Below are 21,153 nucleotides of genomic sequence, written 5' to 3'. Positions count from 1 at the left end.
GCACCGCTCACGGCGCGCGGACCGCGCGGCATCGGCCGGACACGGACGGCGCACCGGTAGGGATGAGATCGAAGGCTGTACGCCGGCTCATCTCGGCCTTGTTGCAGAACCGGCTGGCGCTCGCCAGCCCATCGGCCGGCCCGGACTTGAGAGGTGCGCGGCGTTAATGCTCGCGGCTGCGGCCGCCGCCGGCCACGGGGCGCAGGTGCAGGAAGCTGCGCTCGCCGGTGGCCGCCTCGGCCACGTGCTGGATCGTGTCGAGCAAATCGGTCACCGCCTGCGGGGCAGCGGGACGGAACTGCGCCTTGGGCTCGACCCAGCGCTTCTGCGTGCGCCGCGCGGCGATCTGCGCCTCGCTCAGTGCATCGAAATCCCGGCGTCGAACCATGGCTGAGCCCTCCGTCCGGAACTCTGTCGGCGCATGGTTGACGAAGGGTTAACGCCCCGGAGCGGCGATGCCGTCGCGACGATCGCGCGCGGACGGTGAGCCTATGCGACGCGCTCGCTTGCGCCGAACCGGTATCCACGTCGGCGGCGTGCGCTCTAGGTCGGCGTCGGTCCGCGCGGACCGGTCCGATCCGTCAACGTCCGCACCAGCCTGAGCAGTACCGCGCGGATATGGGCGCGAAGGGGGGTGTTTTCCGCCATGGGTCGGTTACGGCGCTACGGGGCTGGAGGTTTCAGAAACCCGCCATTTCGAAGGGCGTTGCTACGTAAAAAGGCGGTCGTGCGCGGAGGCCGTCGCTGCACCCATCACCCAAGGGCGTATGGTCAAGCCGCCATCAGCGCGTCTAATCCTTGGGTATTGATGAAGCACTGATCTTTGAGAGAACGCTTCGGATATGCACCCGCACCCTCTCTTTCCTGTTTGAGCCGTCGCCCGTTCCCTTCATGGCAGGCGGCTCATCGGCGGTCGACATGGCTAAGCCCCAAGGTCAGAAGCCCCGCCGCTTCGAGCCACCGGTGTGGGTGGGCGGGCTGTCTCTCAGCTCTATAGTAGATCGATGCGCTCAAATACCGGACGCATTGTGGTAAACCGGTCCAATTCACGTTTTAGACAGATTAAGGTTTATCGCAGCCGGCGTTGGTCACGGTGGCCCATTAAACGACGTCGAGATAGTCCTGGCGTCCGCCACAGGGTTTGAGCAGGGGGATGTCGGTGCCCGAGCGCTTCTACTTCGATGTCGAGAACGACCGGGAGCGGATCCGGGACGAGGTGGGCGTCGAGGCCGAGAGCCTGGAGGAGGCCCTGGACGAGGCGCGCAGCGTGATCGGAGAGATGGCGGGATCCATCGGCACGGGCGCGTCCGGCGCGTCCTGGACCCTCGTCGTACGGGATGCGTCGGGCTCGGTGGTCGGCCGCCTACCGATCCGTGCGTGAGGCTGCCGCAATCAAAGAACCCGCCGCGGCACGGGCCGGGCGGGTTTGGAGGTGGTCTCGTCTCGGAGAATGCCGGACCGTAGACGCGCCACCCCGGCGCCGCATCCCCCATCCGGGGGAAGGAGCCACACGATTTAGCGACCCGTCGATCGCTTTCGCCCGGCCGAGGGATCGGGCGGTCAGCCCCCGAACGCCCGGGGCGGCAGGCCGGTTACGCCAACATCGAGTTCGAACAGCGCGCCTGCGGACGGCTCGTGCTCGACGCCCCGCGACGCCGACGTGACGAACAGCCGGTCGAGCTCGGGTCCCGCGAAGGCGCAACTCGTGATGTTCGTGGCCGGAAGCGCGATGGCCCGCAGGAGGCACCCCTCCGGATCCAGCCGGCTGATCCGGCCAGCCCCCCAGTGGGCGATCCAGATGCAGCCGTCCGCATCCGTGGTCATCCCGTCGGGCCAGCCCCAGGCCTCGGGGAAGCGCAGGAATTCCCGCTTCCCCGTCAAGGTCCCGTCGGCGGCGAGGTCGAAGGCGAAGACGGTCCGGGCTGCGCTGTCGCTGTGATAGAGGATCCGGCCGTCACGGCTGAAGGTCGGGCCGTTGGCGACGCCGTATGCACCGTCCATCCGACGCCAGGTCAGGTCCGGGTCGAGCCGGTGCAGGGCGCCCGAGACCGCAGTCTCAGGCTGGTGCATGCTCCCGGCCCAGATCCGGCCGGCCGAGTCGACCTTGGCGTCGTTCAGGCGGTTGTCCGGACAGTCCGGCTCCGGATTGCCGATCGGCGTGACGTGGTCGGCCTCCAGGTCGAACAGCGCAAATCCGCTCTTCAGGCCGATCACGAAGTCGCGCCGGCCGGCGCGGGGGATGATCCAGCCGATCGGCTCGGGAAACGGGCGCGTGCCCGTCTCGTCGCTGGCGAGGTCGAGCCAGCGCAGGGCCGGCGCCTCGATGTCCACCCAGAACAGCCGCCCCCGCTCCGGCACCCAGACGGGTCCTTCGCCGAGCCGGTCGCGCTCGGGGCGGGTGACGATGCGGACCTGTGCCTCCATGGGATCGCCTTCTCGAGTCCGGCGGAGGACCGCAGCCCACCGCGTTACGCTGCACCGTCGGTGGTGACCGATATCTCAGGCGCGGTCGGAGGTGCCCAGGCCCGGCCGGCTGCCCCAAAGCGCGAAGAACAGGACGTAGAGCTCGCAGGCGGCCGTGATGAGGAAGGAGTGCTGCAGGCCGAACCGGTCGGCGGCCCAGCCCTGCACCACCACCAGGGAGCCCCCGGCGATCGCCATGATCAGCAGGCCCGCCCCCTCCTCGGTCAGCGGGCCGAGGCCGCGGATGCCGAGGGTGAAGATCGTCGGGAACATGACCGCGTGGAACAGCCCCACGGAGATCAGCGCCCACATCGCCAGCGACCCCGTCGCAAAGGTCGCCACCAGCATCACGGTGAAGGCCGCCAGGGCGGCTCCGGCCAGGATGGTATCGGCGGACCGCACCTGCATCAGGTAGCTGCCGAGGAAGCGGCCGATCATCATCCCACCCCAGAGCAGGAAGAGGTAATGCGAGGCCTGCGTGTGCGTGAGGTCGCCAATCTCGGGCTGCGAGACGAAGTTGATGAACAGGTTCGACACCCCGATCTCGGCGATCAGGTAGATGAAGATCGCCGGCACGCCGAACACGAGGTTGCGGTGGCGCCAGAGCGAGAGGCCGGCGCGTTCGGCCTTGGCGGCCCGCTTCGCGGAGTCGCCTGCGCCGCCGCCCATGGCGGGCAGCGGAAAGCGCGCGATCACCATGGCGAGCACGACGAGGATCGCCGCCACGATCAGGTAGGGGAGTTGCACCGACTGTGCGTCGGCCAGCCGCTCGGCCGCGGTCAGGGTGGTGCCGGCGGCGAGGTTGCCCGAGGCCGAGCGTCCGAGGATCAGGTAACCGCCGAAGAGCGGCGCCAGGGTCGTGCCGAGCGAGTTGAAGGCCTGGACGAGGTTGAGGCGCGCCGGGGCGGTCTCCGGCGGCCCGACCACCGCCACGTAGGGGTTGGCCGCGACCTGGAGCAGGGTGATGCCGCTCGCGATGACGAACAGGGCGGTGAGCGTGATCGCATACGAGACCTGATGGGAGGCCAGGACCATGCCCAGCGTACCCAGCGCCATGATGCAAAGGCCCACCACCAGGGCACGCTGGTAGCCGATGCGCGCGATCAGCTTCGCGGCCGGGATCGAGGCCACGAAATACGCGATGAACCACACCGACTCGATCAGCGTGGTCTGCGTGTAATCGAGGTCGAAGACGCTCCTGAGATGAGGTAGCAGGGTGTTGTTGATGACCGTAATGAAGCCCCACATGAAGAAGAGGCTCGCGAGCAGCGAGAGGGCCGGGCGGTAGCTGCCGCGGTCGGCCGACGCCGTTCCCGCCGCGGGCGCTCCGATGCTCGCGATCGGTCCTGCCATCAAACGTTTCCTCTCCCGGGAGCCGCTTTGCCGTGGCCCCATGTTGTGAAATTCATTTGTATGAGTATATAGCGGAGTTTAAGACGTCAACCGCGGCACGCGTGGAGCGCCGGCGTACGATCGGCAAGCGGGAGGCGGGCATCTTGCGGGGAGATCACATGCGTGGAGTCGGGGCTGTGGCGCTGGGCGCTTGCGCGGCGCTCCCTGTGGCGGCCCAGGCTGCCGAGCCGGTCCGGACAGTGTTCGGCACCCTGCCGGACGGCCGGACGGTCGAAGAGGTGACACTGACCAACGGCAGGGGCGTCACCGCCCGCGTGATCTCGTGGGGGGCCCTGCTGCGGACCCTCGAAGTCCCGGACCGCGCCGGAAAGTCCGCCGACATCGTCCTCGGCTACAACGATCTCGCCGGCTACCTGGCCAAGCCCAACTATTTCGGAGCGAGCGTCGGGCGCTACGCCAACCGGATCCGCGGAGGCCGCTTCACCCTCGACGGCCGGACCTACGCGCTGGCGACCAATAACGGGCCCAACGCCCTCCACGGCGGCACGTCCGGGTTCGACAAGCAGCTCTGGACCATCACCGAGGTCAAGGGCGGGGCAGCGCCGTCGGTCAGCCTGCGCTACGTCAGTCCGGACGGCGAGGAAGGCTATCCCGGTACGCTCACCGTCACCGCAACCTACGCGCTCGACGACACCGACACGCTGTCCGTGACCTACCAGGCCACCACCGACAAGCCGACGATCGTCAACCTGACCAACCACAGCTTCTTCAACCTCGCCGGGGAGGGGTCCGGCCGCTCGATCCTAGGCAACGTCCTGACGATCCCGGCCGAGCGCTACACGCCCGTGGACGCGACGCTGATCCCCACGGGCGCGCAAGTCCCGGTAGCGGGTACGCCGTTCGACTTCCGCACGCCGACGGTGATCGGCGATCGCATCCGCGACGGACGCGACATCCAGATCCTCCGTGGGCGCGGCTACGACCACAACCGGGTCGTGACCGACGCCCCCACGACCGAGCCGCATCTCGTGGCCCGGGTCGAGGACCCCGAATCCGGCCGGGTTCTGGACGTCGCCAGCAACCAGCCGGGCGTCCAATTCTACGCGGGCAACTTCCTCGACGCGACCGCGGTGGGCAAGTCCGGCCTGGCCTACCGGCAGTCGGACGCCCTGGCGCTCGAGCCCGAACTCTTTCCCGACACCCCGAACCAACCGGCCTTCGGCTCGGCCCGCCTCGATCCGGGTTCGACCTACCGGAACGTGATCACCTATCGCTTCTCAACCAGTTCCGCACACCGGACCCATAAGAAATGACCGATCGCCCGAACACACGGCCCCTGCGCTCGCGCGCGTGGTTCGACAACCCCGACAACATCGACATGACCGCGCTCTACCTGGAGCGCTACCTGAACTTCGGCCTGAGCCTCGACGAGTTGCGCTCGGGCAAGCCGATCATCGGCATCGCCCAGACCGGCTCCGACCTGTCGCCGTGCAACCGGCACCATCTCGTCCTGGCGGAGCGCGTGCGTGAGGGCATCCGCGAGGCCGGCGGCATCGCGCTCGAATTCCCGGTCCATCCGATCCAGGAGACCGGCAAGCGGCCCACCGCCGGCCTCGACCGCAACCTCGCCTATCTCGGGCTGGTCGAGCTCTTGTACGGCTACCCCCTCGACGGGGTCGTGCTGACCACGGGCTGCGACAAGACCACGCCGGCCTGCCTGATGGCGGCCGCCACCGTGAACATCCCCGCCATCGCCCTGTCGGTGGGCCCGATGCTCAACGGATGGTACAAGGGCCAGCGCACCGGCTCGGGCACGATCGTGTGGCGCGCGCGCCAGATGCTGGCGGCGGGCGAGATCGACCACGACGGCTTCATCAAGCTGGTGACCTCGTCCGCGCCCTCCACGGGCTACTGCAACACCATGGGCACGGCGACGACGATGAACGCGCTCGCGGAGGCGCTCGGCATGATGCTGCCGGGCTCCGCGGCGATCCCGGCGCCCTACCGGGACCGGCAGGAGGTCGCCTACCTCACGGGCAAGCGCGTGGTCGAGATGGTCGCCGAGGACCTCAAGCCGACCGACATCCTGACCCGGGAGGCCTTCCTCAACGCGATCGTGCTCAATTCGGCGATCGGCGGCTCGACCAACGCCCCGATCCACCTGGCCGCGCTCGCCCGCCACGCCGGCGTCGAGCTCGACATCGCCGACTGGCAGACCCACGGCCTCGAGGTGCCGCTCCTGGTCAACCTGCAGCCGGCCGGCGAGTATCTCGGCGAGGATTACTACCGTGCGGGCGGTCTCCCGGCGGTGGCCGCGCAGCTGATGCAGCGCGGGCTGCTCCATGAGGATGCCCTGACGGTGAACGGGCGCACCATCGGCGACAATTGCCGCGGCGCGGTGATCGAGGACGAGGACGTGATCCGCCCGATCGACCGGCCGCTGAAGGAGGCCGCCGGCTTCCTGGTTCTGCGCGGCAACCTGTTCGACGCGGCGATCATGAAGACCAGCGTGATCGGCGATGAGTTCCGGGACCGCTACCTCTCGAACCCCGACGATCCGGAGGCCTTCGAGGGCCGCGCCGTCGTGTTCGACGGACCGGAGGATTACCACCACCGCATCGACGACCCGGCTCTGGCGATCGACGACAACAGCATCCTCATCATGCGGGGCGCCGGCCCGGTCGGTTATCCGGGCGCCGCCGAGGTGGTGAACATGCGCCCGCCCGCCTACCTGATCCGCTCGGGGGTGCACGCGCTGCCCTGCCTCGGCGACGGGCGCCAATCCGGCACCTCGGCTTCGCCCTCGATCCTCAACGCCTCGCCCGAGGCGGCGGTCGGCGGCGGGCTCGCCCTGCTGCGCACCGGCGACCGGGTGCGGATCGACCTGAAGCGCGGCACCGCCGACATGCTGCTCGACGCCGACGAGATCGAGCGGCGGCGCAAGGCCCTGGAGGAGGCCGGGGGATACGCGTATCCGGCATCCCAGACGCCGTGGCAGGCAATCCAGCGGGCCGCCGTGGGGCAGATGCACACCGGCGCGATCCTGGAGGGGGCCGAGCACTTCCAGCGCATCGCCCAGACCAGCGGCCTGCCGCGCGACAACCACTGACACGGAACCCCGCGGCCGCCGCGACGGCGGCCGCGGGGTTCACGCCGTCAGGGACAGCTCGGTGTCGGTCAGGGCGAGGCGGACCAGTTCGGTCATCGCCGCCCGCGCCGCCTCGACGTCGCCGGCCACGATCGCCTCGTACAGGATCCGGTGATCCGGCATGGGGTCCCGGGGCAGGGCGCTGCGACGCTGCTTGAAGATCGTCGTCCAAGTTACTGCAGCGGCTATCGAACTCGACAGCGCCATCAAGGGTCCGTTGCGGGCTGCCTCCAAGATCGTGTTGTGGAACGCCTGGTCGGCGGCCCGCCCGAGCTCGGTGGCGAGGCCGTAGCGTCCCATCTCCTCCAGGGCGTGCCCCATCCGGGAGATGTCGAGGGCTGAACGCCGCTCGGCTGCCAGGGCCGCCGCCGCCGGCTCGACGATCATGCGCAGCTCGAACAGGTCCCGGATGAACGTTTCGCTCGGCTCGGCCTCGAACGCCCAGGCAAGGATGTCCGGGTCGAGGAGGTTCCAGCGGCTGCGCTGGGTCACGCGGGTACCGGTGCGCGGCCGGCTCTCCACCAGCCCCTTGGCGCTCAGGATGCGAATCGCCTCGCGATAGGCGGTGCGTGAGACCTTCAGCTGCTCCGAGAACTCGATCTCGCCGGGCAGCACGTCCCCGGGTGCGTACCGGCCGGCCAGGATCGCGATGCCCAGATCGCGCGCCACCGAACCGTGGATCCTGCGCGAGCCCGAGGCCAGCGGCAGCTTGATGTCCTCGTAGCCTGGATCCCCCCTCAACTGCCACCTCCAGTCCGAAGCCGCCAGGACGGGGCAGGATCGCCGTGATCGTACCCGGAAGTTGTAGGAGTGCAAGCGCCCGCACCCACAAGCACCATAGTGCTGCGACACTTGCAGCCACTGCACAACTGCTCTAAGTTATTTGTATGAGTAAAGAGCTGACGATGAACGCGGAACTTCGCGGCACGATCCTGATCGGCGCCGAGGATGCGACCACCACCGATACGTTCCGGGCTGCCGACGCTGCAAGCGGCGCGGCTCTGGAGCCCGCCTTTTCGGCCGCCGGCACGGCCGAGGTCGAGGCAGCCTGCGCGCTGGCGGATGCGGCGTTCCCGAGCTTTTCCGAATCGACCCCCGCGGTGCGTGCCGGCTTCCTGGACGCCGTGGCCGAGGCCGTGGGCGATCTCGGCGAAGCCCTGATCGCGCGGGCCATGGCCGAGACCGGTCTGCCGCGGGCGCGGCTCGAGGGCGAGCGTGCCCGCACCATCGGCCAGCTGCGCCTGTTCGCGAATGTCGTCCGCGCGGGCGACTGGGTCCAGGCCACGATCGATCCGGCCCAGCCGAAGCGCCTGCCCTTGCCGCGGCCCGACCTGCGCCGCCGTCACGTCGCCCTGGGACCGGTGGCGGTGTTCGGCGCCAGCAACTTCCCGCTCGCGTTCTCTGTGGCCGGGGGCGACACGGCCTCGGCCCTGGCGGCCGGCTGCCCGGTGGTGGTCAAGGGCCATCCGGCCCATCCCGGAACCGGCGAGCTGGTCGCCCGTGCGGTGCGTGCGGCAGTGGCCGCCAGCGACCTGCATCCGGGCGTGTTCTCCTATCTGCCGGGGCCCTCGAACGCCCTGGGGACGGCGCTGGTTGCCGATGCGCGCATCAAGGCGGTCGGCTTCACCGGTTCGCGTGGCGGCGGGCTCGCCCTGATGCGGGTGGCGGCGGGACGCCCCGAGCCGATCCCGGTCTATGCCGAGATGAGCGCGGTCAACCCGGTCCTGCTGCTGCCCGGCGCCCTGCGGGCACGGGGCGCGGCCCTGGCGGTCGGCTTCGTCCAGTCGGTGACCATGGGGGCCGGGCAGTTCTGCACCAATCCGGGCCTCCTGATCGGGATCGCGGGCTCCGACCTGGAGGCCTTCGCGGAGGCCGCCGCGACAGCGATTCGCGAGAGCGCGCCGCACGCGATGCTGACCGCCGACATCCGCGCTCGCTTCGAGCACGGCGTCGCCGAGATGGCGGACCGCCCAGGGGTCACGGTGGCGGCGCGCGGCGCGAGCGCCGGGCCGGGCGGCGCAACCGCCGCCCTGCTGCGCACCGACGGGGCGCGGTTCCTGGCGGATCCCAGCCTTGCCGACGAGATGTTCGGCCCCGCGGCGATCCTGGTGGCGGCCGCGGATCTCGAAGAGGTCCATCGCATCATCGCCGCGCTGCCGGGCCAGCTCACCGCGACGCTGCATCTCGATCGCGCGGACGAGCACATCGCCGCCGGCCTGGTCCCGGCGCTGGCCCGCAAGGTCGGCCGCATCCTGGCGAACGGCTGGCCCACCGGGGTCGAGGTCGCCCCCGCGATGGTCCATGGCGGCCCGTTCCCGGCCACCTCCGACGGGCGGACCACCTCGGTCGGCACCCTGGCCATCGAGCGCTTCCTGCGACCGGTCTGCTACCAGGACCTGCCCGACGCGCTGCTGCCGCAGCCCCTGCGTCCGGACAATCCCTGGCATCTGACCCGGAGGGTCGACGGCACCATCAGCTCGGCCTTCGAGCGCTGACAGCGGCACACTTCGATTTCGAGCCGGCGCGGTCAAGACCGGCCTTGGGAGAGCACGAGATGGGGCAATCACTCCTACAATTCCGCGCCTCGGACGGGCGACGGGGTGTGGCGGTGCTGCAGGACGGCCAGGCTCGGTCCGTGGTCGGCGTGGACAGCGTCCTGGAGCTGGCCCGGCGCGCGCTCGCGGCGGGGGACAGCCTGGTCGAGTCGGCGACCCGACTCGGGTTCGGCGACGCGGTGGATCTCGACGCCATGCGGCTGCTGCCGCCGATCGACCACACGGACCCCGCGCACCTGCTCCTGAGCGGCACCGGGCTGACGCATCTCGGCTCGGCGGAGGGCCGGGACAAGATGCACCGGGCCGCCGCGGCGGATCCGGCCCCGACCGATTCGATGCGGATGTTCCGGATGGGCGTCGAAGGCGGCAAGCCCGCCCCGGGCGAGACCGGGGTCCAGCCCGAGTGGTTCTACAAGGGCGATGGCGCCGCGATCGTCGGCACCGGCGAGCCGCTCGTGTCGCCGGCCTTCGCCCTCGACGGGGGCGAGGAGCCCGAGATCGCCGGCATCTACCTGATCGACGCGGACGGCACGCCCGTGCGCCTCGGCTTCGCGCTGGCGAACGAGTTCTCCGATCACGTCACCGAGCGCGGCAACTACCTGTGGCTCGCCCACTCGAAGCTCCGTCCGGCGGCGCTCGGCCCGGAGCTGTGGCTGGGGGCGCTGCCCGCGGACGTGCGCGGCTCCAGCCGTATCCTGCGCGACGGCGCCGTGCTGTGGGAGAAGCCGTTTCTCTCGGGTGAGGCGAACATGTCCCACTCAATCGAGAACCTGGAGCGGCACCACTTCAAATACGCGCCGTTCCTCCGCCCCGGCGACCTGCACGTCCACTTCTTCGGCACCGCGACCCTGTCGTTCAGCGACGGCGTCACGGCGCGGCCCGGGGACGTGTTCGAGATCGAAGCCGCCCCGTTCACCCTGCCGCTGCGCAACCCCCTGGCGGTCGCGCCCGCCCGCGATCTGTCCGTGAAGGTCCTCTGAGATGTCGGCTTCGAACGGGACCATCCGCATCGGTCTGGTCGGCGTCGGCAAGATCGCCCGCGACCAGCATCTGCCGGTCATCGGCGCCTCGCCGGACTACACCCTGTCGGCCGTGGCGAGCCGCGAAGGCCGCTTCGAGGGGGTGCCGAACTACCGCACGCTCGCGGAGATGCTGGCGGCAGAGGGCGACCTCGACGCGGTCGCCCTCTGCCAGCCGCCGCAGGTCCGGTTCGCGGCCGCCCTTGCGGCGATCGAGGCCGGCCGGCACGTGTTCCTGGAAAAGCCCCCGGGGGCGACGCTCGCGGAGGTCGGGATCCTGGTCGAGGCCGCGCGGTCGCGGGGCGTCACCCTGTTCGCCAGTTGGCACTCCCGCTACGCCCCCGGGGTCGAGCCCGCGCGCCAATGGCTGTCCGGCCGCCGGATCCGGTCGGTGGCGATCGCCTGGATGGAGGATGTCCGGCACTGGCATCCGAACCAGGCCTGGATCTGGCAAGCCGGCGGCATGGGCGTATTCGATCCCGGCATCAACGCCCTGTCGATCGCGACCCACATCCTGCCGCCCTTCTTCCTCACCGGCGCGACCCTCTCGGTCCCGGAGAACCGGCAGGCGCCGATCGCTGCCGACCTGCACTTCACCGACGCCGCCGGCACCCCGATCCAGGCGGTGTTCGACTGGCGCCAGACCGGCCCGCAGACCTGGGACATCCGCGTCGACACCGAGGACGGCCTGCTGGTGCTGTCTCAGGGCGGCGGCGTCCTCACGATCGACGGCAGTCCGCAGCCGCTGCCACCGGAGGCCGAGTATCGCGGCCTCTAAGACCGATTCGCCGCCCTCGTCCGATCCGGCACGAGCGACGTCGACCTGAACCCGCTGATCCACGTCGCCGACGCATTCCTGCGCGGCGAGCGCCGCTCCGTGGAGACCTTCACGGACTGACCGGAGGGATCCCGGCGGAACACCAACGCGACAGAGCCAATCAGGGCCGCGCGTCTTAGGGGGAGTTATCTCATGGGAAAGCACACGCGATGGGCGGCGCTCGCACTTTGCGCCACCACATTTTCTGCGGGCATCAGCTCAGCTGAAGCTCAAATGGCAGACGCCCCGGACGGGGGGCCGTCCCTGGTCAATCCTGGCCCGAGGGCAACTCCGTCGGCCAAGGCCAAGTACCGGGCGAATCGCGCGCGGCGTCGGACGATCCGCGAGTCACGGAGTGCGGCCGGCCCGAGCAGCGCGGCGGCCTCGATCGACGTGCAGGGCAGCAGCGCGACACCGCCTGGCCTGCCGCCGGGGACCCTCTATCTCGGCCACGGGATCAGCATGGTCCTGAACTATACAGGCGAGTTCGCCGCGAACCCGTCCGGCGGCATCCGTCAGGGATCGGCCTATGCCGGCCAGGTCGTGTTCGGCCTTGACGCGGACCTCAGCCGACTCGCCGGGATCGACGGCGGCTCGTTCCATACGATCGTGACGCAGCGCCACGGGCGCAGCCTCGCGCAGGATCGTATCGGCTTCGACGGAAGCGTGCAGGAAATCTACGGTGGCGGCCAGACGGCACACCTCTCGTCGATCTCCTACGAGCAGAAGCTGTTCGACAACCGTCTCGATATCGAAGTTGGCCGTCTTCTAGCCAATCCAAACTTCCTCGGTTCTCCGTTGTATTGCAACTTCCAGAATAACGCAACCTGCGGCGCGCCGAAATCCATCTTCAAGCTGACGAACTTCACGTATTGGCCGATCGCCACCTGGGGCGCCCATGCCAAGGCCTGGGTCACCGATAAAGTGTTCATCCATGCCGGCGTCTACGAGGTGAATCCCCGCGATCAGCAGGCCAACCAGAACGGCATCGACTGGTCGACCCGGGGCGCCACCGGCGTCCTGATCCCGGTGGAGGCCGGCTACTCGACCAACTTCGGCAACGATCCACTGCCGCGCAACTACAGCATCGGCGTGGTCTTCGATCAGTCCGACTACAAGGATCCGGTCTACGACGTGCGCGGACGGCTTCGGGCCTTCAGCGATCTCGATCCGCTGACCCGGTTCGGCCGGTCGGCGGTCTATGCCCGCTTCGACCAGATGGTCTGGCGTCCGGACCCGAACGGCGTCCAGGGCCTGTCGGTGTTCGGGGTCGCGCTCGGCGGCACCGGCGGACGGCAGTTCCAGGACTTCTTCCTTGAGGGCGGCGCCGTGCTGACCGGCACCTTCCCGGGCCGGCCCTACGACACGCTCGGGTTCGTGTTCGCCATGGAGAAGCTGTCGCCCCTGGGCACGGCCAACATCCGGGCCGCGCGGGCCTCGTACGGGCTCAGCAGCCGCAACGTCGACACCCTGCAGACCATCCTGGAACTCAGCTACGGGATCCAGCTCACCCCGGCGGTCCGGCTGATGCCGAACCTGCAATACGTGATCGGCCCGGACCAGACCCGCTTCCCGCTCCGCCCGAAGCCGATCCCCAATGCCTTCGTCATCGGCGCGAAGCTCTCGGTCGACCTGTTCACGCTGGGCGGCTTGGCCAAGGGCCCGGGAAGCCTCTGACTGCACGTCCCGCGCGCCCACCTTGGTGGGTGCGCGGGCGGAAGAATCGCCAGAATCGGCGCGCGCGGATCGCATTTCAGCGGCCGGGTCGTCCTGCGGCCGACGCTGAGGCTTCCATGAATTCAGAAAGCTGCGGCCCTCGCGGGAACCGCCCGTCCGGCGATCGGTTGACCAGCAGATTGTAGCTGTTCTAATTCGCAAGAGAGAACGGCAGGCAGCCGAACCGACACGGGAGAATCGAGACATGGCCAGCGCGAACTGCGAGAGCTGCAAGTTCTTCGATGAGCACAAGGGCAACGGTGCGAGCGCCCAGGGCGATGCCGGCCTGTGCCGCTTCAACCCGCCGGTGAGCCAGCCCGCACCCGAGTCCAAGGGCCTGTGGCCGGTCGTGGCCACCAACGACTGGTGCGGTCACTTCACCGCCGAGATGACCGCAGCGGAGTAATCCCGAGCGCGCGCACCGCCCAACCGGCGACGCGCGCGACGCATGAGGATCGTCGAACGATGCAGGGTCAGCCGCCACGGCTGGCCCTTTTTCGTTCGCCCCCGGATCCGAACCGGGACGCCTGTTTCGGAGCCTGTGTATCCACGCGGCTTCACCCGGCCGGCCCGAATTGTACGAACCGATGCCCTTGCGAATGGTTGTGGCCGCCGCCCGGCGACACAATCATCCCCGCAAGACGGTCCTTCTCCCGATACGTCGATCCGAACGCTTTTCCTCTCCATCCGTCAGAACGGCGAGACTGATTGCGCGCCAAAATCAAATTTTTTCCCTGCCGAGCGGGGGGACGGCCAGTACCGCACCCGGATCGCGAGATGAAACCGCGCTCCGAACCGCCGTTTCCGAGCAGAACGTTTTTCTATTCCAGATGAATTAGAAAACCCGTTTCATTGACGTCGCGCGGCGCAGTCAGCAATTCTACTGCTCTATTCGGACATCCGGTTGCGCCGCCGCCATTCGCCATCGCGCAGGGCGGCCCGGTCTTATCGCAAGGCTACTGCAATGACACGACCGAGACTCGTCGGGCTGAGCGCGAATGTTCAGCGTCCGTCCAAGACCCGCAGGCTGGTCGACGCCGTGCTGCACGAGGCCTGCGCCCAGGCAGCCTTCGACGGGCGGATCTTCGACTTCGTCGATGCCGGCTCCGGGTTGGGAGCGGCCTGGACGCGCGACCAGCTGCCGCTGCCGGCCCGCCGCGTGCTCGATGCGATCGAGGAGGCTGATGGGCTCGTCGTCGGCTCGCCGGTCTACAAGGGTGCCTATACCGGCCTGTTCAAGCACCTGTTCGACCTGGTCGATCCGACCGCGCTGGCCGGCAAGCCTGTGGCCATCGTGGCCACAGGTGGCGGGACGCGCCACGCCCTGGTGGTCGAGCACGCTTTCCGGCCACTCTTCGGCTTCTTCGGCGCGCTGCAGATCCCGACTGCGGTCTACGCGTCCGATGCGGATTTCAGCGACGGTGTCCTGACCGAGGCTGGCGTGCGGGCCCGCGCCGCCGAGGCTGGCGCCCAGCTCGCCGCCCTTCTGCTGCACCGGGCTGCGGCGGCGACCGGCCCGGCCGAACTCGCCGCCGCCGAATGAGCCGCGCGATGCTCGACCGACGCACCTTCCTGGCCGCATCCCTTGCGGCCGTCCCGGCCCTGCGCGGCGCGCGGGCGGCCGAGCCCGGCGTGCTGCGCATCGGCTACCAGAAGAACGGCATCCTGGTGGTGGCCAAGCAGCAGGGGATCATCGAGCGACGCCTTGCGGCCCTGGGTCATACGGTGCGCTGGGTGGAGTTCTCGCTCGGGCCGCCCTTGGTCGAGGCTCTGTCCCTCGACGGGATCGATTTCGGCCAAACCGGCGACGCACCGCCAATCTTCGCCCAGGCGGCGCGCTCCAGCCTCGTCTACATAGCCGCCCAGGAAGCCGGCGGCTCCGGGGCCGGGATCCTGCTGCCCAAGGGTTCGACCTTGCGGAGCCTCGCCGATCTCAAGGGAAGGCGCGTCGCCTTCGGCAAGGCAACGAGCGCACACAACCTTACGGTGGCGGCTCTGGAGAAAGCGGGTCTCAGCTACGCCGATATCGAGCCGGTGCTGCTGGCACCAGCCGACGCGGCGGCAGCCTTCGCCCGCGGCAGCGTCGACGCCTGGGTGATCTGGGATCCTTATCTCGCCATCGCCGAGGCGGGGGAGGGCGTGCGCGTGCTGGCCTTCGCCACCGAGATCACGCCACAGAACAATTTCTTCCTGGCGAGCCGTGCCTTTGCGGAAGCGCACGGCCCGGTGCTGGTCGCGGCGATCGACGCGCTGAGCGAGGTCGCCGCCTGGTGCCGGGAGAACCGCGGCGCGGTCGCGGCGCTCCTGTCGCAGGGCACCGGCGTGCCGCTGCCGGCCACCCGCCGGGCGGTGGATCGCAACGATTACGTGATCGGCCCGATGACGGCGCGCGTCACTGCCGAGCAGCAGGCCGTCGCCGACCGTTTCCACGCCCTCAAGCTGATTCCCCAACCGATCCGCATCACCGACGCGGTCTGGACACCGCCCGCCCGCAACGGCTGAGATCTCATGACCGACCGAACCTTCCGCATAGCCGGGTCCGGGCTTGCCCCGCACCGCCGAAAGTTCCTGTCCGTGGGCCTCGGCCTGGCGGCGACCGGCGCCCTGCGGCCTGCCCGGGCCGCAGGCGGCACCGTCCGGGTCGGCTACCAGAAATACGGGTCGCTCGTGCTGCTGAAGGCCCGCGGCACCCTCGAGACGGCGCTGAAGCCGCTGGGCTACGCGGTGACGTGGTCGGAATTCCCGTCCGGCCCGCCCCTGATGGAGGCCCTGAATGCCGGGGCGATCGATTTCGGCACGGCCGGCGAGGCGCCGCCGATCTTCGCGCAGGCGGCAAGCCCGGACTTGCGCTACGTGGCGACCGAGCCGCCGGCCCCGCGGGGCGAGGCGATCCTCGTGCCCAGGGACAGCCCGGTGCGCAGCGTCGCCGACCTGCGCGGCCGGACGCTGGCGCTCAACAAGGGCTCGAACGTTCACTTCCTGGTGGTGCGGGCGCTGGAGCAGGCCGGCCTGCCCTACGACGCGGTGAAGTTCGCCTTCCTGGCGCCAGCGGACGCCAACGCCGCCTTCGTGCGCGGTGCCGTGGATGCCTGGGCGATCTGGGATCCCTATCTCGCCGCCGCCGAGCGCGCCACCGGCGCCCGCGTGCTAGCGGACGGGCGGGGGATCGCACCCAACCGCGAGTTCTATCTCTCGCGCCGCGGCTTCACGGAAGCCAGCCCGGAGATCATCGCGGCCGTGCTGACGGCGATCGGGGCGATCGACACCTGGGCGGAGGGCCACGCCGAGACCGTGGCGGCGGAACTCGCGCCCTCCGTCGGCATCCCGGCGCCGATCCTCAAGATCGCCCTCGAACGCCAATCCTACGGGGCCGCCCCCTTGGACGCCGCTGCGATCGCCGACCAGCAGCGGGTGGCGGACGCCTTCCACGGCCTCGGCCTGCTGCCGAAGCCGATCCGCGTGGCCGACGCGGTCTGGACACAGCCCGAACGCCGGGCGGAGAGCCGATGATGCGCCCCACCCCCCTCGCACGCCTGCGCGACACGGCGCTGCCGTGGCTCCTGCCGATCGCGATCCTGCTGGGCTGGCAGGCTGCGGTGTCGGCCGGCCTCGTCTCGAACCGGTTCATGCCGGCCCCCCTGGACGTGGTCCGGGCCGGCTGGGAGGCCGGGCGCACCGGCGAACTCTGGACCAACCTTTGGGTCAGCACCCTGCGGGCCCTCTCGGGCTTCGTTGTGGGCGGCGGCATCGGCTTCGCCCTCGGGTTGGCCAACGGCCTCTCCCGCGTGTCGGAGCAGCTGACCGACACCTCCGTCCAGATGGTGCGCAACGTGCCCCACCTGTCGCTGATCCCGCTGGTGATCCTGTGGTTCGGCATCGGCGAGGAGGCCAAGCTGTTCCTGGTGGCGCTCGGCGTGTTCTTCCCGATCTACGCCAACACCCTGCACGGGATCCGCTCGGTGGACCCGGCGCTGGTGGAGATGGGCCGCGTCTACGGCATGTCGCGCACGGAGCTGTTCACCAAGGTGGTGCTACCCGGCGCCCTGCCGTCGATCTTCGTCGGCCTGCGCTACGCGCTCGGCATCATGTGGTTGACGTTGATCGTCGCCGAGACGATCTCCGCCTCCTCGGGGCTCGGCTACATGGCCATGCAGGCGCGTGAGTTCATGCTGGTCGACGTCGTGGTGCTGGCGATCCTGATCTACGCCGCCCTGGGCAAGCTCGCGGACGCGCTGACGCGCCAGCTCGAGCGTGCCTGCCTCGCCTGGAACCCCGCCTACAGGAGCGCCTGATGCTGCTCGACGCCCTTCGCCGAGAGGCTCCGGCCGATCCCGTCCCCGAGACCCGGAGCGCCGACGCGGGCTCGCTGCCGCCGCCCCATCAGCCGGCGCCGGCCGCCGGCCGCGGCATCGCCGTAACCGCCCGCGATCTCAGAAAGAGTTTCGACGGCCATGCCGTCATCGAGGGGCTCGACCTCTACCTGCCGGCCGGCGGGTTCACCGCCGTGGTCGGGCGCTCCGGCTGCGGCAAGAGCACCCTGCTGCGCCTGATCCTGGGGCTCGAGGCGCCAACGGGCGGCCGGATCGTGCTGGAGGGCCCCGAGACCGGCCCGCGCCGGAGCGATCCGCCCAAGCGCATCATGTTCCAGGAGCCGCGGCTGCTGCCCTGGGCGCGCGTGGTCGACAACGTCACGGTCGGCCTGTCGGGCCAGGGCTCCCGGGCCGAGCGCCGGGACAAGGCGCTCGCGGCCCTGGCCGAGGTCGGCCTCGCCGAGAAGGCGGGGCACTGGCCCGCGACCCTGTCGGGCGGCCAGCGCCAGCGCGTCGCGCTGGCCCGGGCACTGGTCGGCCGGCCGGGCCTGCTGGCCCTGGACGAGCCGCTCGGCGCCCTCGACGCGCTCACCCGCATCGGCATGCAGGACCTGATCGAGCGGATCTGGCTGGCCCAGGGCTTCACCGCCCTGCTGGTCACCCACGACGTCTCCGAGGCGGTGGCGCTGGCCGACCGCATCCTGGTGGTCGAGGCCGGCCGCATCGCCCTCGACCTGCGGGTCGACGTGCCGCGCCCGCGTCGGCGTGGGGATCCGGATCTGGCGCGTCTCGAAGGGCGTATTCTCGATCATCTGCTCGGCGCCGAGCCGAACGTCTGACGCCGGGTCGCCGTTTCCTTGAAGCGGCGGCCTGCCCTAGCTCTTGGTGATCGCCGGATGCGAAAAGTCGGATCCGGCTTTTCCGCATCCGGCCCATAGCCGCAATGGAGACCCCGATGACCGCGACGAATGACGGGCGCGCCGACGTCCTCTGGTTCCTGCCGACCCACGGCGACGGGCGCTATCTCGGCGCCCAGGAAGGGGCTCGCGACGTCTCGATCAGCTACCTCCGGCAGATCGCCCAGGGCGCCGACGAACTCGGCTATTACGGCGTGCTGCTGCCCACCGGACGCTCCTGCGAGGATTCCTGGATCATCGCCTCGGCGCTGGCGCCGCTGACCAAGCGTCTGCGCTTCCTGGTGGCGGTGCGGCCGGGCCTGATGGAGCCGTCCGCGGCCGCCCGCATGACCGCGACCCTCGACCGGATCTCGGACGGGCGCCTCCTGATCAACGTCGTCACCGGCGGCGATCCGGTGGAGCTGGCCGGCGACGGCGTGTTCCTGTCCCACGACGCGCGCTACGCCGTCACCGACGAGTTCCTGACGATCTGGCGCGGCCTGCTCTCGGGCGAGACCGTGACCTTCCAGGGCCAGCACCTGCGCACCGAGAACGGACGAGTAATCTTCCCGCCCGTGCAGAAGCCCTACCCACCGCTCTATTTCGGCGGCTCCTCCCCCGCCGGCATGGAGGTCGCGGCCGAGCATTGCGACGTGTACCTCACCTGGGGCGAGCCCCCGGCCCAGGTTGCGGAGAAGATCGCCGCCGCCCGGCAGGCCGCGGAGGCCAAGGGCAAGGAATTCTCCTACGGCATCCGCCTGCACGTGATTGCCCGGGAGACCGAGGCCGAGGCCTGGGACGCCGCGGAGAAGCTGATCTCGAAGCTCGACGACGCCACCATCGCCAAGGCGCAGGAGACCCTCAAGCGGCAGGATTCGGTCGGCCAGAGCCGCATGATGGCGCTCCACGGCGGCTCCCGCGAAAAGCTCGTGGTCTCGCCCAACCTCTGGGCCGGGGTCGGGCTGGTGCGCGGCGGCGCCGGAACGGCGCTGGTCGGCTCGGCCGATCAGGTCGCCGACCGGATGAAGGAATACATCGATCTCGGGATCGACCGCTTCATCCTCTCGGGCTACCCGCATCTTGAGGAGGCCTACCGCTTCGCCGAGCTGGTCTTCCCGAAGCTGCCGCTGCGCGCCACCACGGGCCGGCCGGCGGGCAATGCCCGCAACGACGGACCGTTCGGCGAGATCATCGCCAACGACCTCGTGCCCGCCCGCCGGGTCGGCGCGCACTGAGACGGTATTCCGGCCCGGCTCGCCGCACCCGGGATGCCCGCGCCATCGGCCGGATGGCGGGCTAGACATCAGGGTTTCCGGAGGGCCTATCGCCCTCCGGCAGCGTTCGGGACGCGCAGCCCGGCAGGCCCGGCGACGCCCTGCCGCATGGCCGTGCTGGCACCGGCAGACTGTCCATCACCTTCTGAAGCTAGGTTTTTCCCCGGCATCGTCGCACAATGACGATGGAAAGAACGGGGGATGGCGCAGGTTCGGCACATCCGCGCCAAAGTCACGCCATCCTTGACGCTCAGGTGCCGCGGCTATCACCGCGCGGCTCGATCGCGCGATCATCGCACAGCGACAAGGACATCCATGACTTCGACCAAGGCGGTCCTCCTGACCCTAGGTCTCTGCCTCGGCCCGGCCGCGGCGCTGGCCGAGCAATCCCCGGCCCGCGAGGCGCTCAAGCAGCACTGCACCGGCGACTACATGGATTATTGCAGCGCCTACGCGCCCGGCGGCCCGGAGGTCGAGGCCTGCTTCAAGGCGAACATGAAGAACCTGTCGCCCGGCTGCTCGGCGGCGATCACCGCCTACAAGCAGGAGAAGAAGGCGACCAAGCGCGTCAGCGAGGTGCGCTGAGACCGACGCCGCGGCGCCTGTCCGGTAGCCATCCCGTCATCGCGCGCGTCGCGAAGCAACACAGCGTGGCGCGGCGGTTGGCCGTGTCGTGCTGGCCCGGGTCACTGCGCTCCTCTGGTGATTCCGGTGCGGGTGACGTTTTTTGAGCGCGCTGCGGTGCCCGCAGCGTGTGATGAAAACCGGGACATATGCAGCGTTTATTTCAGATCAGCTCACAATAAATCAGTTCATACGCCTACGATAAGTGAATGCGTTTACTTATCCGTTATATTGCTTGAGTTTTACTTTTTAGGTATTACAGAATATCGCGAAACATCGTAGGCGTGAAATTCCTGCACTTTCCGAAGCCGAGCGCGGCATTAGCCTCCGCTATGCCGCAAATCGGAGATTGCCTCGTGTCCACTGCACGTTGTTTCGCAAAGAATCCTCTCACGCGCGTTCTGGTCCTGGCCGTGCTGGCTGCCAGCGTCGCCGCCTGCGCGACCAAGCCGCCGGCTGAGCCGGTGCCGCTGATCAAGAAGGGCTGAGCACCGCGTCCCGACAGGCGCGGGTTCGCCTTCAGGACGATACCCCAGCACCGTCCCGAATCCGGGGCGGCGCGTTCGGCCGGCCTCACCGCACGGCGATCCCCAGCGGGGCGCCGCGGCAATTGAGATGGGCCGGGTTTGTGGAGACCACGCCTGCGTTGCAGCCGCCCTGCAGCCCGACATAGAGCGGCGTCCCGCTCGCACCGGTGGCTGCCAGGTATCCGATCGGCCGCGTGCCGGCGTCGAGATGGCGCGGGTTGTTGGTGACCAGGCCGGCATCGAGCCCGGCCGTGGTGCCGGCATAGACCGGCGCGTCGGCGGCCGAGGATGGCTGCGTCAGGGTCGCGCCGATCGGAGCCGTGGTGCACCCCTTGTAACCGGGGTCGATCGTCACTTCGCCGGCATTGCAGCCCGGCTGCGTCCCGACATAGAGCGCCACGCCCGGCGCCCGCGCCGCCGGCGGAGCAGCGGCTGCCCGGGGTGCCGGGGC

The 21,153-nt window shown here is 69.6% G+C and carries 20 protein-coding genes and 1 pseudogene; 16 read left to right on the top strand and 5 right to left on the bottom strand.

Translation table 11 applies throughout. The features are described 5' to 3' along the window. Positions 1 to 163: 163 nt before the first annotated feature. Complete coding sequence (locus tag FV242_RS09265) at positions 164 to 388, bottom strand: hypothetical protein (RefSeq protein ID WP_147907269.1); 225 nt, start codon at positions 386 to 388, stop codon at positions 164 to 166. Between the two features lie 765 nt (positions 389 to 1,153). Between FV242_RS09265 and FV242_RS09260 the strand changes: the two genes are divergently transcribed. Next, the gene (locus FV242_RS09260; protein WP_306440292.1) at positions 1,154 to 1,381 is read left to right on the top strand and encodes a hypothetical protein; all 228 of its coding nucleotides are present in this window, start codon (positions 1,154 to 1,156) and stop codon (positions 1,379 to 1,381) included. 179 nt (positions 1,382 to 1,560) lie between these two features. On the opposite strand, the gene FV242_RS09255 is transcribed toward FV242_RS09260, so the two are convergent. Both FV242_RS09255 and FV242_RS09250 read right to left on the bottom strand, forming a co-directional pair. After that, positions 1,561 to 2,424 carry an SMP-30/gluconolactonase/LRE family protein gene (locus tag FV242_RS09255; protein WP_147938717.1) on the bottom strand — a complete coding sequence of 288 codons (864 nt, stop codon included), beginning with the start codon at positions 2,422 to 2,424 and terminating at the stop codon, positions 1,561 to 1,563. Positions 2,425 to 2,499: 75 nt separating this feature from the next. Then, the gene (locus FV242_RS09250; RefSeq protein ID WP_147938716.1) at positions 2,500 to 3,816 is read right to left on the bottom strand and encodes a sugar MFS transporter; all 1,317 of its coding nucleotides are present in this window, start codon (positions 3,814 to 3,816) and stop codon (positions 2,500 to 2,502) included. Between the two features lie 158 nt (positions 3,817 to 3,974). Here FV242_RS09250 and FV242_RS09245 point away from each other — a divergent pair, with 158 nt between their 5' ends. Together FV242_RS09245 and FV242_RS09240 are read left to right on the top strand one after the other, a co-directional pair. Further along, on the top strand, positions 3,975 to 5,129 hold the full coding sequence (locus FV242_RS09245; protein ID WP_147938715.1) for an aldose epimerase family protein: 1,155 nt from the start codon (positions 3,975 to 3,977) through the stop codon (positions 5,127 to 5,129). Next, positions 5,126 to 6,925 (top strand): IlvD/Edd family dehydratase, encoded by a 1,800-nt coding sequence (locus FV242_RS09240; RefSeq protein WP_147938714.1) that lies wholly within the window; start codon positions 5,126 to 5,128, stop codon positions 6,923 to 6,925. Before FV242_RS09245 ends, FV242_RS09240 begins: the two co-directional genes overlap by 4 nt. Before the next feature lie 39 nt (positions 6,926 to 6,964). Here FV242_RS09240 and FV242_RS09235 read toward each other — a convergent pair whose 3' ends face one another. Then, positions 6,965 to 7,705 (bottom strand): FadR/GntR family transcriptional regulator, encoded by a 741-nt coding sequence (locus tag FV242_RS09235; protein ID WP_147907274.1) that lies wholly within the window; start codon positions 7,703 to 7,705, stop codon positions 6,965 to 6,967. A 146-nt stretch (positions 7,706 to 7,851) separates the two neighbouring features. Between FV242_RS09235 and FV242_RS09230 the strand changes: the two genes are divergently transcribed. The 13 genes and pseudogenes from FV242_RS09230 to FV242_RS35160 all read left to right on the top strand — a co-directional run bounded on the left by FV242_RS09230 (position 7,852) and on the right by FV242_RS35160 (position 20,663). Continuing rightward, positions 7,852 to 9,459, top strand: coding sequence for an aldehyde dehydrogenase (NADP(+)) (locus FV242_RS09230; RefSeq protein ID WP_147938713.1), 1,608 nt, complete (start codon positions 7,852 to 7,854; stop codon positions 9,457 to 9,459). A gap of 59 nt (positions 9,460 to 9,518) precedes the next feature. Further along, on the top strand, positions 9,519 to 10,499 hold the full coding sequence (gene araD1 / locus FV242_RS09225) for an AraD1 family protein (RefSeq protein ID WP_147938712.1): 981 nt from the start codon (positions 9,519 to 9,521) through the stop codon (positions 10,497 to 10,499). Between the two features lies 1 nt (position 10,500). Then, positions 10,501 to 11,436: pseudogene (locus FV242_RS09220) on the top strand (Gfo/Idh/MocA family protein). A gap of 72 nt (positions 11,437 to 11,508) precedes the next feature. Then, positions 11,509 to 13,032 (top strand): carbohydrate porin, encoded by a 1,524-nt coding sequence (locus tag FV242_RS09215; protein WP_147938711.1) that lies wholly within the window; start codon positions 11,509 to 11,511, stop codon positions 13,030 to 13,032. A 244-nt stretch (positions 13,033 to 13,276) separates the two neighbouring features. Beyond that, positions 13,277 to 13,477 carry a hypothetical protein gene (locus FV242_RS09210; protein WP_007557999.1) on the top strand — a complete coding sequence of 67 codons (201 nt, stop codon included), beginning with the start codon at positions 13,277 to 13,279 and terminating at the stop codon, positions 13,475 to 13,477. 558 nt (positions 13,478 to 14,035) lie between these two features. Continuing rightward, positions 14,036 to 14,614, top strand: coding sequence for an FMN reductase (gene msuE, locus FV242_RS09205; protein WP_147938710.1), 579 nt, complete (start codon positions 14,036 to 14,038; stop codon positions 14,612 to 14,614). Positions 14,615 to 14,622: 8 nt separating this feature from the next. Then, a complete protein-coding gene (locus FV242_RS09200; protein ID WP_147938709.1) occupies positions 14,623 to 15,573 on the top strand; it encodes an aliphatic sulfonate ABC transporter substrate-binding protein in 951 nt (316 codons plus the stop codon). Between the two features lie 6 nt (positions 15,574 to 15,579). Next, complete coding sequence (locus FV242_RS09195) at positions 15,580 to 16,581, top strand: sulfonate ABC transporter substrate-binding protein (protein ID WP_147938708.1); 1,002 nt, start codon at positions 15,580 to 15,582, stop codon at positions 16,579 to 16,581. Continuing rightward, complete coding sequence (gene ssuC / locus FV242_RS09190) at positions 16,581 to 17,363, top strand: aliphatic sulfonate ABC transporter permease SsuC (protein WP_147910693.1); 783 nt, start codon at positions 16,581 to 16,583, stop codon at positions 17,361 to 17,363. The genes FV242_RS09195 and ssuC overlap by 1 nt, the downstream gene beginning before the upstream one ends. After that, complete coding sequence (locus FV242_RS09185; protein WP_147910689.1) at positions 17,363 to 18,220, top strand: ABC transporter ATP-binding protein; 858 nt, start codon at positions 17,363 to 17,365, stop codon at positions 18,218 to 18,220. The genes ssuC and FV242_RS09185 overlap by 1 nt, the downstream gene beginning before the upstream one ends. A 116-nt stretch (positions 18,221 to 18,336) precedes the next feature. Then, positions 18,337 to 19,512 (top strand): FMNH2-dependent alkanesulfonate monooxygenase, encoded by a 1,176-nt coding sequence (ssuD, locus tag FV242_RS09180; RefSeq protein WP_147910688.1) that lies wholly within the window; start codon positions 18,337 to 18,339, stop codon positions 19,510 to 19,512. A 354-nt stretch (positions 19,513 to 19,866) separates the two neighbouring features. Next, on the top strand, positions 19,867 to 20,136 hold the full coding sequence (locus tag FV242_RS09175; RefSeq protein WP_092043558.1) for a hypothetical protein: 270 nt from the start codon (positions 19,867 to 19,869) through the stop codon (positions 20,134 to 20,136). Positions 20,137 to 20,459: 323 nt separating this feature from the next. Next, positions 20,460 to 20,663, top strand: coding sequence for a hypothetical protein (locus FV242_RS35160; RefSeq protein ID WP_210248926.1), 204 nt, complete (start codon positions 20,460 to 20,462; stop codon positions 20,661 to 20,663). An 85-nt stretch (positions 20,664 to 20,748) separates the two neighbouring features. On the opposite strand, the gene FV242_RS34445 is transcribed toward FV242_RS35160, so the two are convergent. Continuing rightward, the coding region (locus FV242_RS34445; RefSeq protein WP_187278371.1) for a hypothetical protein at positions 20,749 to 21,153 on the bottom strand (405 nt) is incomplete at its 5' end.

The organism is Methylobacterium sp. WL64, from assembly GCF_008039945.1.
In the GTDB taxonomy this organism is placed as follows: domain Bacteria; phylum Pseudomonadota; class Alphaproteobacteria; order Rhizobiales; family Beijerinckiaceae; genus Methylobacterium.
The sequence above is the reverse complement of the archived record's forward strand: the minus strand, read 5'-3'. Positions and strand labels throughout refer to the sequence as shown.